General features: G+C 42.7%; 15 protein-coding genes and 3 pseudogenes. 10 read left to right on the top strand and 8 right to left on the bottom strand.

Going from position 1 to position 16,688, the window contains the following annotated elements; genetic code table 11:
* Nucleotides 1–397 (bottom strand): DEAD/DEAH box helicase (locus tag E3K36_17405; protein MCF6156964.1); only part of this gene is annotated, 397 nt, incomplete at its 3' end.
* 476 nt (nucleotides 398–873) lie between these two features.
* Between E3K36_17405 and E3K36_17400 the strand changes: the two genes are divergently transcribed.
* Nucleotides 874–1,122: an HNH endonuclease gene (locus E3K36_17400; protein MCF6156963.1), complete on the top strand. Its 249-nt coding sequence runs from the start codon at nucleotides 874–876 to the stop codon at nucleotides 1,120–1,122.
* A gap of 180 nt (nucleotides 1,123–1,302) precedes the next feature.
* Here E3K36_17400 and E3K36_17395 read toward each other — a convergent pair whose 3' ends face one another.
* The 3 genes from E3K36_17395 to E3K36_17385 all read right to left on the bottom strand — a co-directional run bounded on the left by E3K36_17395 (nucleotide 1,303) and on the right by E3K36_17385 (nucleotide 3,794).
* Nucleotides 1,303–1,680, bottom strand: a complete 378-nt coding sequence (locus tag E3K36_17395; protein ID MCF6156962.1) for a hypothetical protein — start codon at nucleotides 1,678–1,680, stop codon at nucleotides 1,303–1,305.
* 127 nt (nucleotides 1,681–1,807) lie between these two features.
* The gene (locus E3K36_17390) at nucleotides 1,808–2,761 is read right to left on the bottom strand and encodes a carbohydrate kinase family protein (GenBank protein MCF6156961.1); all 954 of its coding nucleotides are present in this window, start codon (nucleotides 2,759–2,761) and stop codon (nucleotides 1,808–1,810) included.
* Nucleotides 2,762–2,894: 133 nt separating this feature from the next.
* A complete protein-coding gene (locus E3K36_17385) occupies nucleotides 2,895–3,794 on the bottom strand; it encodes a formylglycine-generating enzyme family protein (protein MCF6156960.1) in 900 nt (299 codons plus the stop codon).
* Between the two features lie 87 nt (nucleotides 3,795–3,881).
* Between E3K36_17385 and recQ the strand changes: the two genes are divergently transcribed.
* The 3 genes from recQ to E3K36_17370 all read left to right on the top strand — a co-directional run bounded on the left by recQ (nucleotide 3,882) and on the right by E3K36_17370 (nucleotide 7,449).
* Complete coding sequence (gene recQ, locus E3K36_17380; protein ID MCF6156959.1) at nucleotides 3,882–6,026, top strand: DNA helicase RecQ; 2,145 nt, start codon at nucleotides 3,882–3,884, stop codon at nucleotides 6,024–6,026.
* Between the two features lie 554 nt (nucleotides 6,027–6,580).
* On the top strand, nucleotides 6,581–7,198 hold the full coding sequence (gene lexA, locus E3K36_17375; protein ID MCF6156958.1) for a transcriptional repressor LexA: 618 nt from the start codon (nucleotides 6,581–6,583) through the stop codon (nucleotides 7,196–7,198).
* The gene (locus E3K36_17370) at nucleotides 7,195–7,449 is read left to right on the top strand and encodes a hypothetical protein (protein ID MCF6156957.1); all 255 of its coding nucleotides are present in this window, start codon (nucleotides 7,195–7,197) and stop codon (nucleotides 7,447–7,449) included. Before lexA ends, E3K36_17370 begins: the two co-directional genes overlap by 4 nt.
* Before the next feature lie 629 nt (nucleotides 7,450–8,078).
* Here the strand turns inward: E3K36_17370 and E3K36_17365 are convergent.
* Entirely contained in the window at nucleotides 8,079–8,933 is an 855-nt protein-coding gene (locus E3K36_17365) for a tetratricopeptide repeat protein (GenBank protein ID MCF6156956.1), read from the bottom strand.
* 227 nt (nucleotides 8,934–9,160) lie between these two features.
* Entirely contained in the window at nucleotides 9,161–9,904 is a 744-nt protein-coding gene (locus E3K36_17360) for a 1-acyl-sn-glycerol-3-phosphate acyltransferase (GenBank protein MCF6156955.1), read from the bottom strand.
* A gap of 517 nt (nucleotides 9,905–10,421) precedes the next feature.
* On the opposite strand from E3K36_17360, the gene pepF reads away from it, so the two are divergent.
* From pepF to E3K36_17345, 3 genes and pseudogenes are all read left to right on the top strand, one after another.
* Nucleotides 10,422–12,206, top strand: a complete 1,785-nt coding sequence (pepF, locus tag E3K36_17355; protein MCF6156954.1) for an oligoendopeptidase F — start codon at nucleotides 10,422–10,424, stop codon at nucleotides 12,204–12,206.
* Nucleotides 12,207–12,234: 28 nt separating this feature from the next.
* Nucleotides 12,235–12,792: pseudogene (locus E3K36_17350) on the top strand (GAF domain-containing protein).
* Between the two features lie 151 nt (nucleotides 12,793–12,943).
* Nucleotides 12,944–13,307 (top strand): annotated as a pseudogene (locus tag E3K36_17345) (sigma-54 factor interaction domain-containing protein).
* Here E3K36_17345 and E3K36_17340 read toward each other — a convergent pair.
* Nucleotides 13,291–14,356: pseudogene (locus tag E3K36_17340) on the bottom strand (hydrazine oxidoreductase HzoA). The pseudogenes E3K36_17345 and E3K36_17340 overlap by 17 nt on opposite strands.
* Nucleotides 14,357–14,622: 266 nt before the next feature.
* On the opposite strand from E3K36_17340, the gene E3K36_17335 reads away from it, so the two are divergent.
* The gene (locus E3K36_17335; GenBank protein MCF6156953.1) at nucleotides 14,623–14,853 is read left to right on the top strand and encodes a hypothetical protein; all 231 of its coding nucleotides are present in this window, start codon (nucleotides 14,623–14,625) and stop codon (nucleotides 14,851–14,853) included.
* A gap of 173 nt (nucleotides 14,854–15,026) precedes the next feature.
* On the opposite strand, the gene E3K36_17330 is transcribed toward E3K36_17335, so the two are convergent.
* The gene (locus E3K36_17330; protein MCF6156952.1) at nucleotides 15,027–15,275 is read right to left on the bottom strand and encodes an HNH endonuclease; all 249 of its coding nucleotides are present in this window, start codon (nucleotides 15,273–15,275) and stop codon (nucleotides 15,027–15,029) included.
* A gap of 519 nt (nucleotides 15,276–15,794) precedes the next feature.
* On the opposite strand from E3K36_17330, the gene E3K36_17325 reads away from it, so the two are divergent.
* The gene (locus E3K36_17325) at nucleotides 15,795–16,007 is read left to right on the top strand and encodes a hypothetical protein (protein MCF6156951.1); all 213 of its coding nucleotides are present in this window, start codon (nucleotides 15,795–15,797) and stop codon (nucleotides 16,005–16,007) included.
* A 284-nt stretch (nucleotides 16,008–16,291) separates the two neighbouring features.
* Nucleotides 16,292–16,688, top strand: a 397-nt coding sequence (locus E3K36_17320) for a DEAD/DEAH box helicase (protein MCF6156950.1), incomplete at its 3' end; no start/stop codon positions are given.

Genomic DNA, 16,688 nt, shown 5'->3' with positions numbered 1-16,688 from the left:
AATCAATAAGTCTCCCCGGTGTTGCGACCAGAATATGCACCCCCTGTTTAATCCTGGCAATCTGCGTCTGTTTGTCAAAACCACCATACACCGCATAAGGAATCACAGCAGTCTGTGATGCGATCTTCTGGATTTCCGCCACATACTGCATACACAATTCACGCGTCGGGACGAGCACAAGTCCCTGAATCACGTTAAGGGCAGGATCGACTTTCTGAATAAGCGGGATCGCACAGGCGGCTGTCTTTCCCGATCCGGTCTCAGCAAGAGCACAAAGATCCTGCCCTGCGAAAATTACCGGATACGTCGCCTCCTGAATAGGGGTCATTTCATCATACCCCATCTTCTCAAGCGCTTTGAGGATGTTTGAGGGAAGGCCAAGTTCACTAAATTTCATGTATTTTTATCTTTCTTTTTTAAAGTTTATTCTTCTCATCCTTAACATCTCTGCAGTGAGTTAAACTGCTACGAAAATGATAATGAACGATTTATAAAACTATATTTTTCTCATGTATATTAACATAAAATTTCATGGAATGTTAGGAATTTCCCAGGACTTACTGTGGTCTGGCCCAACTTACTGGCATTGAATTAGCGTAATGGATTCAATAGGTATTCCTGTCCATTCAGCTTGGCAAGCAGATAATACAAATTGATATGCTTTTTGTCAAACTATCAAATACTGGTATTTTTTGATAACCCTTTTCTTCTCTGGTAAAATAATCTATAATTTATAAAAAAGGTATAAATCTTAGTTAGTGCGGAAAAAGCGGAAAAAAATGTCTTTAAAAAAAGGAAACATCCGTGTCTGAATGGATTCATGTAGAGAAAGACCCGAAACATATTGCCAGGGAAAAGCTGAAGGCACAGGAGATGAGAAAATCTCAGTGGTGGAAGAACAAGATTTCCCCGGGGATATGCTATTACTGTCAGGAAACTTTTCTCCCGGATGAACTTACCATGGATCACGTGGTTCCACTAGCGAGAGGAGGCAGAAGTACAAAGGGAAATATCGTACCGTGTTGTAAGGCGTGCAATAATAAGAAAAAATATTTAACCCCGGCAGAAATCGTATTAAACAAATTGAAGCAGCAGGACACAACAGAATATTTTGGGAAATGAAACACTGAGCCACTAAACAGTTAATACAAAATGATCTGCTTTTGCCTAGAAATCATATCCTGAAACGTTCTTGAGGCTTATCTATTTATACGAAATCTTAATTCAGGACTCTGGCTATTGCTTTTATGCCAGCTGCCTCCCGTCATTAAAAACATGGTGTGTTCACCACTACCTAATGTACTATTTTTGTTTTATTTCAATCAGGTTGCCGGAAAAATCCTTGAGGAAGTACACGATCTTATCCTTATGTTTTCCCATGATAATGTCCACGTTGGACCGCCGGGCCTTTTCTGTAACCTCTGAAAAATTATCCAGCATAATACCGAAATGGGTGAAATTGGGGTTGGCGTGATGAAAATCAGATATGAATACCTCGATCTTTATCCCGATTTTTTCAAAAACGAGCACTTTGATCTCCCGGGAAAGAGAAAACAATTGTTCTGAAAGTTCCGGGTCCAGGAGAATTTCTCGTGTTTTTTCAAGACCTAAAAAATCACGATAAAACCGTAGCGCCTGTTCTTCGTTCGTATTTGTGATACCAATGTGATTTAATTCCATGCCATATTGTAATGGTTAATCGTTCGATATGCAAGCACAAGATATCTTCTAAACTTTTCCCCAGATAACTCTCTGTAGGAATTTTCGTTCTGAATCTCTGACTTTTGTTTTCTTGTTTGCTGTCCGTTTAAAAAGGCCTTTCCCCAAAAACGGATCCGAAGCGCTTCTTAAATGATTCGAGGGTAAAATGGAAATTTTGGGGGCCATATACTTCTACGCAATAGGCAGCACAAACGGCCCCTATTTTTGCAGCGTGAATGATATCATTTTTTGATACCATGAGACCCTTGATTAATCCTGCCCTGTAAGCATCACCAGCCCCGGTAGGGTCATTTACCTGCTCCGCCTTAGCAACGGGAATATCAATGCTTCTGATTTTGTTATTTTCTTTCACCATGATAACGGAACCAAATTCTCCTTTTGTTACAATGAGTGTTTTGGTCTTTTCTAAAATATCGTCGACAGACATGGAGGTTTTTTCCTGAATCAACTGCAGCTCATAGTCATTACAGATCAGGATTTTTGAACCATGTATCATCTCCGTCAAAAGCTCTTGTGTCCAGGCAGGAAGGGACTGCCCCGGGTCAAATATGTAATCAATCCCTTTCTTTTTATAAATAGTTGAAAAATGAACCATATCACCCAGATTTCCCGGCGCAACTATCGCGAGGGTCTTTTCGGGCATCGCAAAATCAAAATTAACTTCGGAATTGAATTTCATCGCACCGGGATTAAATGCGGTTATCTGATTGTCCGATTGGTCAGTCGTTATATATGCACCGGCAGTGAGTTCCGTATCAATAATTTTAATGTGCTCTGTGGAAATTTTATTTTTTTTTAGCCAGTTTTTGTAAGGTTCAAAGTCGCGTCCTCCAGTGGCCATTATGGTTGGGCTTTCACCAAGCAGGGAAAGTGCGTAAGCGATATTGCCGGCTGTGCCTCCAAAATTCTCCGTTAAACCGTTTATCATAAAACATACATTCAGCATGTGTATCTTGTCCGGCAGGATATGGTCAGAAAATCTTCCCGGAAAGTCCATAATCCTGTCATAAGCCAATGAGCCAGAAACAAGAATAGTCATTTAGTCCCTCCTTCTTAGACTAATAAATCTCTGATATTTAATGAGACTGCCTTTGAATTTGAAATTTCCCATACAATCAAGTTGGAATATTTCCATGCTGCAGAAAACTTACCTGGTAATGATAGTGAATTATTTATTCCAAAGACTTCGCACAGCGAAAGCCGATGGTGTCGTTTTTATATGTGGGTTCATCGTAATCCCTATTTGCACAACGGACATGGATAATACCAGACCCATTCCACGAACCACCCCGCAATACCTTGCATCCACTCAGCATTTTACTTGCCGCAGAAGGCTTTAATTCATAAATGGAGATGCCTACGTCTTCCGGTCTTCCAAAATAAGGGTTTTCTTCGGCTATGGTGGGTCCTTGTGGATTTTTGTTTGGTGCATGGCGATAGTATTGACTGTCATACCAGTCGGCAGTCCATTCCCATACGTTTCCTGCCATGTCGAAACATCCATAGACACTTTTGCCCCGCGGGTATTCCGTGACGGGGGTTGGTTTTTCTATCTTAACTTCGGCACAGTTTAATTTCGTTTTATCAAACTCGTTGCCCCACGGATATGTCCTGCCATCGGTACCGCGGGCTGCTTTCTCCCATTCTGCCTCAGTAGGAAGCCTTTTTCCCACCCATTTGGCAAAAGCCTCAGCCTCGTACCACGAAATGTTTACAACAGGACACTCCTGTTCACCATGCAAAACGGCATCCAGATCGAGACTTTCCAATGGGTTTGCCTGTAAGATATACTGCCAGCCGGATTCTGACCAAAAGACCTTTTGGTCATAACCGCCGGACTCGATAAATTGTTTATATTGAGCATTGGTAACGGGATATTTATCGATGAGGTAGGCACTGAGATAGACCTCTCTTTGAGGAAATTCGTTATCCAGCCGATCGATTTCAATATTACGGTCAAGGTCTAATAATCTTTCAATGTCTTCTCTTGTACTTCCCATCAAAAATAGCCCTTCAGGAATGAGTACCATGTCTTCGGGGGTACTTTGTTTTCCTTTGATTCTGTTGTTCATGTATCAAAGTTTATCATAGTATATTTGAATGTCAAAATGTTTCCGGTTGATTCGGGAAATGAAAATCAGTATTATCCCTAAAATACCATGTATACGATACTGCAAAAATATTTTGGGTACACAAGCTTTTACCCACTTCAGGAGGATATTATAAAGGAAGCGCTGGGGCGAAGAGACGTCTTTGTCCTTATGCCGACAGGGGGTGGTAAGTCCCTGTGTTATCAACTACCTGCACTCCTCTTTGACGGTGTAACTATTGTTATCTCTCCATTAATCGCCTTAATGAAAGACCAGGTAGATGGGTTGCTGGCGAATGGTATTCCGGCAACATTTATTAATAGTTCTTTGAGTTATGCTGAAATTGATATAAGAAAGCGGAGTTTATCAAACAATGAAGTAAAGATCCTTTATATCGCACCGGAAAGACTCGTTATGCCGGAATTTCTCCAGTTTTTACAGGGATTAAAGGTCTGCCTGTTTGCCATTGATGAATCGCATTGTATTTCGGAATGGGGGCACGATTTCAGGCCCGAGTATCGCCAGTTAAAATTACTGAAGGAGAGATTCCCAAAGGTGCCCATTATGGCCTTAACAGCCACCGCTACACCTGTTGTCCAGGAAGATATTATCACACAGCTCAAGTTGTCAGATTGTAAGGTCTTCAAGGCAAGTTTTCACCGGAAAAACCTGCACTATCAAATTAAACCCAAGGATAATCCCTATCATCATATACTCCGTTATGTGAAAGGGCGACAGAAAGATTCGGGAATTATTTATTGTCAGAGCCGTAAAACCGTGGAAAGTCTTTCCGCGAGCCTGCAGAAGGACGGATACCGTGCCCTGCCGTACCATGCAGGTCTCACCGCCGAAGCCAGAACAGAAAACCAGGAACGGTTCATCCGTGACGACGTCGAGATTATTGTGGCAACGATTGCATTTGGTATGGGCATTAACAAACCCAATGTGCGGTATGTGATCCATTACGATTTGCCGAAGAGCATCGAAGGGTATTATCAGGAAACAGGCCGTGCGGGAAGGGATGGTTTAAAAAGTGACTGTATTCTGTTCTTTAGTTACGCCGATATGTTCAAGATAGAATATTTTATCAATCAAAAAACGGACGAAGGTGAAAAACAAGCTGCATACAGGCAATTGAGGGAGATGGCGAACTATTGTGAAAGCAACGTTTGCCGGAGAAGGTTATTGCTGGCTTATTTTGGCGAGAAATTTGACGAACCCAATTGCGGGAGTTGTGATGTCTGTTTAGAACCAAAGGAACGATTTGACGGAACGATTGCTGCGCAAAAGATATTATCCTGCGTTTACCGTGTGGGTGAACGATTCGGGATTAACTATGTTATTGACATCCTGCAAGGTTCAAAAAATCAAAAAATAGTACAGAACCAGCACAACACGATCAAGACGTATGGTGCTGGAAAAGAATTTTCGAAGTCTCAGTGGCAGGCTTTTATCCGTGAATTAATTCAATTGGGATACCTGAGGCTGGATGGAGACAAGTATCCCGTATTGAAGTTACAGGAAAAGTGCCGGAATGTATTATTGTCCAATGAAACGGTGTTTTTGACAAAACCCGATGAACAAATCTCCGTTCAAAAAATTGATGCAGGTGAGGATTACGACCGCTTGCTGTTTGAACGTTTGAGGGCTGTGAGGAAAACACTGGCCGATCAGGAAGGGCTGCCTCCATATGTTATTTTCCATGATACCAGCTTAAAAGAAATGTCTATCTATTATCCCCAAAGCTTGCTTGGTTTACGGAAGATAAGCGGTGTTGGAGATCAAAAACTGATGAAATACGGAAAGGTCTTTCTCAAAGAGATCGCCGATTACTGTGAACAACACCATATCATGCCAAAGCAGATTGCTCATAAATGTCCTGAATCTCCTGTAAAACAACCAAAGGCTTCCACTGTTCAAATGACCCTGGAACTTTACAAACAACATCTTACCATTCATGAGATCGCACAAAAGCGGAATTTAGCATTATCCACGGTCATTTCTCATCTGGAAAAAGTTATTCTGGATGGTGATGGCATCTCCATAGACAGGATAGTCGATTCGGCAAAACAAAACCACATCCGTGAGATATTCGGCGAATTAGGCATGGACCGATTGACTCCGGTGAAAGAAAAACTCGGAGATGGTTATTCCTACGAAGAGATAAGATTGGTAAGGGCAAAGATGATGTGCGGATGTGAAAAAAAGCAATAATTGATCCTGGTCAATCTCTATAAAACAGAAAGGCAACTCAAATGAGTTGCCTTTCTGTAATCATCTTTCGAACTTTGCCAAATAGTTACACTTGGCTTACTTATTTAGTGCTTGTGATGGCACTCACACTTGCAATCTTTACCCTCTTTTGCTGAGTGTCCGCATTTGTCACACTTTGCTTCCGTTGCCATAGCGGTGCTGATAAGCGCTGTATTCACTGCGCCAACACCAACCACCAATGCTCCAACAACTAAAAGACTATAACCAAATCTCTTCAACATCTCCTTCTCCTCCTCGCATTAGGAAACTTAAGCCCGGCCACCAGGAACACTCCTGACATGGCCGACCTTTCTATTACCATAATGATATTATACTGAAACGTACTATTTCAACTAAAATTATACTATAGAACGAAAATGGTGTATGTTTTTACATACACCATCGAATACCTCGATAATAATAAAATTGCAATGAAAACTCACATTTGAGGCTTGACAGAATAAGGACAGAAGGATATAATTGGTGAACACGTGTTCACCAATAAATCTTAACTCATGAATACTCCGCTAACCAAAAAACAGGCAGATTTTTTGTCTTTTTTAAAAAAATATCTTCAGGAAAGGGGATATCCGCCTACGGTACGGGAGAGTATGGACGGGCTGGGGCTTTCCAGTACCAGCATAGTTAAAAAATACTTCGACATTCTGGAACGCAAGGGATACATCAGAAGACAATTTCACAGCCCACGGGCAATTGAGATTGTTGACGCAGCTACACGAAGCTCAGAAATAAGGTCTGTACCAATTGTGGGAAGGGTTCGGGCAGGGGTGCCTCATCCGGCTGTAGAAGATATCGAAGGATACCTTTCCGTGGATAAAACACTGTGCCGTAGCAGCAATATCTTTTTTTTACGGGTAGTGGGAGACAGTATGATTGATGCCCATATCCAGGATGGAGACCTCGTTCTCGTTAAACCACAACCTGTAGCCAATAACGGAGAGGTCGTGGTAGTCCTTATCGATAATGAGGCTACGGTAAAGCGATTTTATAAAAAGAGTGATACGATACAATTGAAACCCGAGCATCCAACGATGCAACCGATTATCATTAAAGAGGGGCAGGCAGATGTGCAGATTGTTGGTACGGTTGCTGCGGTAATAAGGCAATTATGATTACAGAAATCAACGAACCCATTAAGGTGGGTGCCATTTTTGGTGACAATAAAAAGAAACTCAAACCCGTCTGGTTTGTGTGGAGTGGTCGAAAATACGATGTCAAAGAGATCACTTATATTTGGACAGAGCGGGTGGGAAAGGCAAGCATACACCATTTTACCGTTACGGATGCTGCCAGTCTCTTTGACATTTCTTATAATACTGATACCTTGCTTTGGATACTCCATTCTATAGAAACAGATGGTTAGTCATCTATCCACCTGGACAACCAAATATTAATGCAGAAGAATAAAAAACTTTACCACTTTTAGATATTCCCGCAAAAAATAGCACTTGAGTTTACAACTGTCGGTCATTCCGGGCTTGACCAGGAATCCGGTGTTTTTCTGGATTCCCGCTTTCGCGGGAATGACATATTCGTATCTGATTAATGACGCTGCGTATAGAATCCCTGAAAAAGGGGCTAGGCGAAGTTGCTGAGCTTAATCCCTTGCTTGTGAATGTTCATTGCGGCAAGGATTTCTGGCCTTTTTAGGGAAAAATAGAAGGGTGATTGCATGCGCCAGAAGTTTTGCCGTAGAACGTGGGGTAAAGGTGCTGCATGCGTGGCAGGGCGACCTTTTGTACAACTGCGATCATGTATATCATTGAGGCCGTGCCCGAGATAAGATTCACTGCGGATTTTTCACACTGGTGCTGTGTACACAATTCTCTGCTCCAGTAGACAGGTAAGGCAGTGCATTGCCTGCCAATAAATAACCATCCGGCACGATCAAAACAGTAGAAATGCCACACATATCTCCAACATCGCGAGTGTGGATCAAAATGGTAGCAATGCACACCTCCCTGGCTGACGTCTGGAAAATAACATCATATCTTACTTCTGATAATTTGAATAAATCTTTTTTGCCCTTTCTATTAATTGTTTCGCTTCGTCTTTTCTTCCGGTTCCCTCATAAAATTCTGCCATTTTCTCCAATATGGTTGCAATGAGAGGGTGGTCTTTGCCATATTCTTTTTCATATATTTCAAGCGCCTTATTATAAAGGGACTCAGCCATAGTATTTTCACCCTGGTAGTAGTAAAGCGTTGCCAGATTGTTCATTGCAGAGGCAAGGTCGGGATGGCCTGAACCGAGTGTTTTTTCTTCGATGGCCAAGGCTCTTTTGTAGAGAGGTATCGCTTCGGCATATTTCTTCTGACCTTGATAAAGCTCTCCCAATCTGTTCAGGACATTAACAACATTGGGATTATCCGGGCCAAAAACATTCTCATATATACCAAGAGATTGTTTGTAAAAGGGCTCTGCTTCAGCATATTTGTCCTGGAGGAGAAACATTTCCGCAAGCTCATACAATACTTTGGCAGCAGAGGGATGGTCTGAACCAAGCGATTCTTTGTAAATAGTGAGGGCCTGATGAAAGAGAGGTTCGGCTTCGGCATATCTGCCATAGGTTCGGTACAGTATTCCCAGCAAGTTCATTGAATCAGCAATACGGGTATTGCCGGGAGGAAATGTAGTTTTTGCTACCTTTAATGACTCTTCACCCGCCTTTATTGCATCCGCATATCTCTTTTTTTGTAAAAGCGAGGTGGTTTTATCATTGAGTTCTTTCCACAAATTCTCCTGAGTATAGGCAGGCGAAGAGCAAGCACCAAACAGAACCAATAGAAAAAAGGCTTTTGTTACAAAGAGGCAAAGATATTTCATACTATTTACTACCGTGACCATTTCAAAATCTCCCCTATAATATTGATTGTTGATATTAGCTTCATTTTTCACAGAATTATTATATCATAACGAAGTTTTGAAGAATACTGAGGGAGTATGGGAAGTAAGAGCATGGCGTTAAAGATGGAATCAAAAAAAAGATGCACGTGGATGGTAAACTCAAAATAAGGAAAATATGGAAATAGAACGGCTAAGGGATTGGGGGCGCATCTTTGATATTGCCTGTTCTAGGACAGCCTGATAATGTTTGACCTTACTTTAGGGCTATTTACAAACACTGCCTGTCTCTGCCCATCTATAGAAAACTGCTTGCTTCCCCTTGCTCTTTGCTCACTTTCCAGGCTCAGTTGAGTTATTTGCTGCATGATCTTGTTCGATACGGTTGCCACATTGGGTCTGTGCTCAACATTACCTTCATAATTCACCGCCGGTCCCACAGTTATACTGTACGTCCCGCGCAGGCACCAGTACCCAATGGTTCGTTTCCCTGCAACAGTCGAGGTGATGGCATAGTTGCGCCCTCGGTCCAGATAGATGCCAATCGGCACGACAGGCACGCCTGTGAGCAACGCCAGGCGGGCTGCACCTGTGCGTAGGGGGTGAAAACCTCCTTCTTGCGGGCTAACACACCCCTCCGGGAACAGAGCAACTGAGCAACCTGCCTCAAGTAGTCGCCGCGCTGAATCGAATGCAACTCGACCTTTTCCAGATGGCACCGGCACTTGTCCCAATCGTCGCAGAAGTCCACCTATCACAGGGATATGGAAGGGTTTATCGGTGATGAGAATTTTGACGGGGTGGGGAAAGATCGATGCCAGATAGATGGGATCAGAGCAACTAGGATGGTTGGCGACAATTAGCATAGGTCCCGATGGGAGCGATGCCTTCCAAATGACATCCAGCCTGAGCATCAATCGTGTGTAAATACGTATAATTGTCCGACTTATTGTATAGGTCAGCTCTTGTGGCATGTTTTCCTGGTAGTGAAAAATTTTGTATAAATTTAAGAAGGGTAGAAGACAAGAGCATTCCTCTCTATATCCAGAGTTGTAAGATTTCACAACAATAAACCAGGAAGGAATACACTATAAAAAAGTAAATGTACCAGAAATCAGGGACATAATCAAGGGGATAGCAAGAAACATCTAAAAAGATATTAACATGGTACGGTAAACGGAAGAGGGAGTGTAAGGCAATATTTAAGCAATTTACAGTCTTAAAAACAAAAGAGATGTTTTGCAAGGAAAAATAAGATTATTGATAAACTTCCAAAATGACCTATAATAGGCCAAAGTAAACTCCTCATTGATGTCCTACCCCATATACAAATCAAGCCTACAATAAAACCCTGTTCTGTCTACTACTTTACGGGAAAAACTTTCATTTCTAAAAAGAAACATCCACGATTTTTTTAAAGTACAAAATAATGTATCCAAGTTTATATCTTTGATATTTGATAGCGGAATCCTGGAGGCGCAAAAATATAGTATGAGCAAGAATAGAACCAGAGATCAAATAGAAGACAAATACAAATGGGATTTGTCTGCTTTGTATGCATCGGATGATACTTGGGAAGAAGACTGCCGGAAGGTGGAAAAAGAACTTCCCCGGCTTCTTGAGTTCAAAGGCTTACTTGCCAATCCCCGCAAGTTCGGGCAGTTCATGCAGTTTTATATTAACTATTCTATCATGAGAGAAAATTTACATGTGTATGCGCATGTCCGCTTTTTTGAGGATACCAGAAATGCTGTATATGAAGAGATGAAAAGTCGTATCGAACTGCTCGCATCGAAGATTTCTGCACAAACTGTTTTCATAAAAAAAGAGTTATCCTCTTTATCACGGGATGATATCGATACCATGATTCGTGAAAATTCTCAACTGGCAGGGTATCGCTTCTATCTGGAAAGTTATGCCCGGTACAAACCTCATATCCTTTCTGAAGAGACGGAGACTGTCCTGGCGGAACTGGAAATTGCCTTGAGTAAGCCCGATGATATTTTTTCGGCCTACAATAATAATAATATTTCATTCCAGGAATTTGAACACAAGGGAGAAATAATCCTCCTCTCTCATGCAAGGTACGCGCAACTGTTAGAATCACCCGACCGTGCTCTCCGGCAAAAAGCGTTTGATTATTATTACCGGCCTTACCTGCAGAACATTGACGTCCTGGCAAATACCTACGCTGCAAACGTGCTGGCAAACATTAAGATGGCGAAGGTGCGCAACTATTCGTCAATGCTGGAAATGTCCCTGTTTCCCGATTACGTGCCAACCACGGTTTTTATTAATCTTATAGCAGTCGCAAAGGAAAATATTGATGTGGTCAGCGAGTTCAATGCCCTGAAACAGGAAGAGCTTGGAATTGAAGAATTACACTTCTATGATAATTATGTCCCCCTGGTTCGTGAGGTTGATAAGAAATATCCCTATGAGGAGGCTATTGAACTGGTTCGTACAGCGTTTGAACCTCTTGGCGCAGAATATCTCAGAAAATACGATTCTACTGTTCGTGCAAGGGTAATTGATGTATTTGAATCTCCCGGCAAAAGGTCAGGGGCATTCTCCTGGGGGAGTTATGCGAGCCGGGGATTAATTTTCTTAAATTATACGGAAAAGTTCTCTGATGTTTCAACATTTGCACATGAATTCGGTCACTGCCTGCATCGTGATTACTCCATTGAAAATCAACCCTATCTCTATTATCAAAATCCTATCTTTCTGGCCGAGGTGGCCTCGACATTCAATGAAGCTTTACTGTTTGATCACATGTCAAAGATTGCCAAATCCGTTGAAGAGAAGAAGTTCTTTCTCTATCACAGCATGAAACGCATAGAGGCAACTTTCTTCAGGCAGACCATGTTTGCAAATTTTGAAAAGGATATTCATGAGATGGCAGAATCCGGCAAGGTATTGATTGCAAAAAGCATAACCGACATGTACCGGAAAAATCTTGAGGCCTATCTGGGTAAGGGGATGGTTATTGATGAGCAGTTAAACTACGAGTGGGCGAGAATTCCCCATTTTTACAATGCCTTTTATGTATATAAATATGCTACCAGTCTGTCTGCTGCAATAGCCTTATCCGAGCGGGTAACCTCCGGCATAAAAGGCGCCGTCGAAGATTACCTGACTTTTCTGGGTGCAGGATCGCATAAAGAACCGCTTGAAATCCTGAAAGATGCCGGGGTTGACTTTGCCGGAAAAGGAGTATATGAAGTGACGGTTAACAAATTCAGGAAATTACTGAAAGAATACAAATCATTATAAAAATCCGTATTTACACTGCAAATTATGAATCTTGAATTCTTTTCAATCCATTGCCCTGTCAGTAGCCAATGAACGGTCAGTGGATGTTGTTTTTCGTAATATCGTGAATGGGTTGGCTGACGACCCAGATGTTGTTCTAGCCAGAATTTGGCTCATAGAACCGGGCGATATATGCAATATCTGCCCCTGGTTGAAAAATTGCCCTGATCAAACAAAATGCCTGCATCTGGTGGCAAGCAATGGTCTATCGTTTCATAACAAACAACGCTATACCTGGCTTAAAGACCATTATAAACGATTTCCCCTTTACACAACGGAGCCAAATGATATTACTGCCACCGGGAAAATAGGCAATAATGGTGGAACAGGCAAGGCTATTTTGCGCAACAACATCATCGAGCATCCAAACTGGCTGCTGGACCAGGAATGGGCAAAACGGGAAAAAATAGCCAGTTTTGCAGGGCAACCGCTTGTGTTTCGGAATGAAACTCTCGGCGTGCTCGCCCTTTTTAGCCGAAAGGTCCTGGATCAATCGTACCTGGTGATGCTCCGAACCTTTGCTTACAATGCCGCATCAGCGATAGCCAATGCGAGGGCATTTGAGGAAAGCGAACAATTACGCCATCGGCTGGAACTGGAAAACGAATATCTTCGCGATAAGGTCCGGGACGTAACTACCTTTGGAACCATTGTGGGGCAGAGCCCTGCATTGCAAAATATTCTTCGGCAATATAGAGATGGTTGCACCTACCGACGCAACGGTGCTTATTCACGGGGAGCCCGGGACGGGAAAAGAACTCATCGTCCATGCAATTCATCAAAGAAGCAAGCGAAAAATCAACCCCTCATTAAAGTCAACTGTGCTTCCATCCCCCGAGAACTTTTTGAGAGCGAGTTTTTTGGACACGTAAAGGGTTCATTCACGGGAGCGCTGAGGGATAGGATGGGTCGATTCCAGCTTGCAGACCGTGGACACTCTTTCTTGATGAGGTAGGAGATATACCCTTGGAACTACAAAGCAAGTTACTGCGCGTGCTTCAGGAAGGAGAGTATGAAAGGATTGGCGAGGAGAAGACCCGTCGGGCTAGTGTGGCTCCATAGACCTCGCACCAGGATCGGGATGGTGTTCGGCGCTGCCGTCTTTCATACCCAGTTCCTTTAACTTTCTGTTGATGTACTCAACTTCCTCAGCAGGTGCATGGTGCGTATCTAACCAACCTGGATCCGGGCACAGATCGAAGATCGTCTTTCCAGGGTGATTCTTCACAATGTAAGGACCTGTCATCTGATCAAGCCATTCGCCTGTCTTCCAGAAACTCTCCGGAACCCAGGTAATGCCAACCTTCTTCTCGATCGCTGCAAGTCTCCTTGCCTGGGAAGCATCCTGTTTTACGTTGACCAACCAACGATCCATACCGAACGAACCATCCGAGTATGTGGCGTCGTTCCATGAACCGTGTGCCATACCCTTGTAAATGTAGGTCTGGAAGTATCCAACGCTCTTGAAGCAAAGCCTCTCAATATCTGTGCAGTTCGACATCCTGAACTCACCTGACTCACCCGTCTTTCCGCCGTATTCAGGACCATCATGGTATGCACCAATCTTCAAACTCCAGACATGCTGACCTGACCAATCAGGGCACAAGTCCTTTGGCATCGGATCAGCAACACCATCCTTGACAAGGTCTTCAGCTACCTTGAACGTCTCACGATACTTCAAACCTGCATCCTTAACGGATTCATCCAATGCCTGTAAGTTTTCCTTTGCAAACCTTGGTGAGTGACAATCGTCGCACACTGATGCCTCTGGTGGCAGGTGCTGCACCTCTCTTCTGAGCTGGTATGGCAGAATGTACAACCAGCCGTATCCCCTGGTGGTCTCTCAATTGACCATGCGCATTCCACCTGGGCAAAGCTCGAACAGGAAGCATGTGAACCGTACCACCCTGACCTGACTCGCTGTACTGCGTCTCGTGGCACTCACTGGTACCACAAGCCTTTGATGACGGCATGGTCAGTTTCTGGTGGTTATTACCATGACAGGTATCACAACCCGTTGGGCTCGGTTCTGCCCTTGAATGTGCACTCTTCTTATAATCCCTTACAACGCCAGGGGTCATAACTGAGTGGCATGCAATACACTGCTCTAGCCCAACTTTCACAGAAAGTTGGGCTACTGATGGATGATACCGCAGCGAGTTACTTGGGGAAAAGTTTCCAAGGCATCTTGTGCTTGCATATTAAATGATTAATTATTATAATATGTCATGGAATTAAATCACATTGGTATCACAAATAAGAGCGAAGAACAGGCGCTACAATTTTATCGTGATTTTTAGGTCTTGAAAAAACACGAGAAATTCTCCTGACCCCGGAACTTTCAGAACAATTGTTTTCTCTTTCCCGGGAGATCAAAGTGCTCGTTTTTGAAAAAACCGGGATAAAGATCGAGGTATTCATATCTGATTTTCATCACGCCAACCCCAATTTCACCCATTTCGGTATCATGCTGAATAATTTTTCAGAAGTTACAGAAAAGGCGCGGCTGTCCAGCGTGGATATTATCATGGGAAGGCATAAGGATAAGACCGTCTACTTCCTCAAGGATTTTTCTGGCAACCTGATTGAAATAAAACAAAAATCGTAAATTAGGTAGAGGTGGATACACCATGTTTGCACAGACGGGAGACTGGTGGCATAAAAGCAGAAGGTGTCCGCGAGTAAGATTTCGTAGAAAAGGATAATCTGCGAGAGCGTTTCAAGTGGTGATTTCCTGCCAAATCAGATCATTTAGTAATGCCTGTTTACCGGCTCAATGCTTTATTTCCTAAAATGTTCTGCTGTATCCTGCTGCTTCAATTTGTTTAATACGATTTCTGCCGGGGTTAAGTATTTTTTCTTATTGTTGCACCCCTTACAACATGGTACGATATTCCCCTTTGTACTTCTACCTCCCCTCGCTAGTGGTACCACATGATCCATGGTTAGTTCATCCGGGAGGAAGGTTTCCTGGCAGTAATAGCATATCCCCTGGGAAATCTTGTTCTTCCACCACTGGGATTTTTTCATCTCCTGTGCCTTCAGCTTTTCCCTAGCACGATGTTTCGGGTCCTTCTCTATGTGAATCCATTCAGACACGGATATTTCCTTCTTCTAAAGACATTTTTTTCCCTCACTTACTATAAATGATTTTTGAATTATGAATTATTTTACCAGAGAAGGAAAGAGTTATCAAAGAATATCCCATAAACTAGGTGGACGGCTTTGTCAGGATCACTTATTACTGCTTTTTAGATGCATTACTTACTAAGCAATGAGAAACAAAGGATAACGAAAGGAGATGGGGGCAGAAGACAGAAAGAAAAGAAATTCAGGATTGGATAGTTTGACAAAAAGCATATCAGTTTGTATTATCGGTTTGCCAAAGTTGATCGTATGTAAGACAATAAAGCTTCTCGTTGTTTCCTGTGAGGATATATGTGCTAAAGGGGATACATCTTTCCTGATGACGGTTTGGGAAAACGTTGTTTACTTTTGCTGTCAGGTATGAATCAAATGCCCTTATACATGCAAGGAAAACTGGACGACATGTTTTCGAATAAAGAGTATCTTTTAACGGTTGTGCGGACTCGCATGCCGTTTGGCAAATATAAAGGTCGATTACTGATTGATTTGCCTGATGCGTATATTGTGTGGTTTGCCCAGCAGGGATTCCCGAAAGGTGAATTGGGCAATATGCTTGAGTGTGTCTATGAAATCAAGCTGAACGGACTGGAATACCTATTGAATCCACTGCGCTAATTCAATGGCAGTAAGTTGGACCAGACCACAGTAGTGTCTTATAAAAATTATTTTTACATTTTCGGCAAAAGTATTTTATGTAGTGGCAAGGCGCGCCTTGCCACTACGGTCTTTTCCGACACGTTCGGGTTATGTCCCGGGAAATTTCTAACATCCCATGAAAATTTATGCTAATATTACAGAGAAAAGAGGTAATTTATAAATAATCCATTATTACTTTCGTAACAGTTTAATTCATCGCAGAGGCGTAAAGACAAAACATTAAAAAGGAAAAATAAAAACACATGAAATTTAGTGAACTTGACCTTCCCTCAAACATCCTCAAAGCGCTTGATAAGATGGGGTATGATGAAATGACCCCCATTCAGGAGGCGACGTATCAGGTAATTTTCGCAGGGCAGGATCTTTGTGCTCTTGCCGAGACTGGGTCAGGAAAGACGGCCGCCTGTGCGATCCCGCTTATTCAGAAAGTCGATCCTGCCCTTAACGCTATTCAGGGACTTGTGCTCGTCCCGACGCGTGAATTATGTATGCAGTATGTGGCAGAGATACAAAAGATTGCGGCACAGACGGCAGTGATTCCGTATGCGGTGTATGGTGGTTTTGACAAACAGACACAGATTGCCAGGATTAAAGAGGGGGTGCATATTCTGGTTGCAACACCGGGGAGACTTATTGATC

It is taken from the genome of Candidatus Brocadia sp. (genome assembly GCA_021646415.1).
GTDB lineage: Bacteria > Planctomycetota > Brocadiia > Brocadiales > Brocadiaceae > Brocadia.
This window is presented reverse-complemented; position numbering and strand designations above follow the sequence as displayed.

What these genes read in the sequence shown, in the direction of transcription:
- E3K36_17400 (MCF6156963.1), top strand. Translation starts at nt 874, where the DNA reads ATGAGAAAATCTCAGTGGTGGAAGAACAAGATTTCCCCGGGGATATGC.
- E3K36_17395 (MCF6156962.1), bottom strand. Translation starts at nt 1,680, where the DNA reads ATGGAATTAAATCACATTGGTATCACAAATACGAACGAAGAACAGGCG.
- E3K36_17390 (MCF6156961.1), bottom strand. Translation starts at nt 2,761, where the DNA reads ATGACTATTCTTGTTTCTGGCTCATTGGCTTATGACAGGATTATGGAC.
- E3K36_17385 (MCF6156960.1), bottom strand. Translation starts at nt 3,794, where the DNA reads ATGAACAACAGAATCAAAGGAAAACAAAGTACCCCCGAAGACATGGTA.
- recQ (MCF6156959.1), top strand. Translation starts at nt 3,882, where the DNA reads ATGTATACGATACTGCAAAAATATTTTGGGTACACAAGCTTTTACCCA.
- lexA (MCF6156958.1), top strand. Translation starts at nt 6,581, where the DNA reads ATGAATACTCCGCTAACCAAAAAACAGGCAGATTTTTTGTCTTTTTTA.
- E3K36_17370 (MCF6156957.1), top strand. Translation starts at nt 7,195, where the DNA reads ATGATTACAGAAATCAACGAACCCATTAAGGTGGGTGCCATTTTTGGT.
- E3K36_17365 (MCF6156956.1), bottom strand. Translation starts at nt 8,933, where the DNA reads ATGGTCACGGTAGTAAATAGTATGAAATATCTTTGCCTCTTTGTAACA.
- E3K36_17360 (MCF6156955.1), bottom strand. Translation starts at nt 9,904, where the DNA reads ATGCCACAAGAGCTGACCTATACAATAAGTCGGACAATTATACGTATT.
- pepF (MCF6156954.1), top strand. Translation starts at nt 10,422, where the DNA reads ATGAGCAAGAATAGAACCAGAGATCAAATAGAAGACAAATACAAATGG.
- E3K36_17330 (MCF6156952.1), bottom strand. Translation starts at nt 15,275, where the DNA reads ATGAAAAAATCCCAGTGGTGGAAGAACAAGATTTCCCAGGGGATATGC.
- E3K36_17325 (MCF6156951.1), top strand. Translation starts at nt 15,795, where the DNA reads ATGTTTTCGAATAAAGAGTATCTTTTAACGGTTGTGCGGACTCGCATG.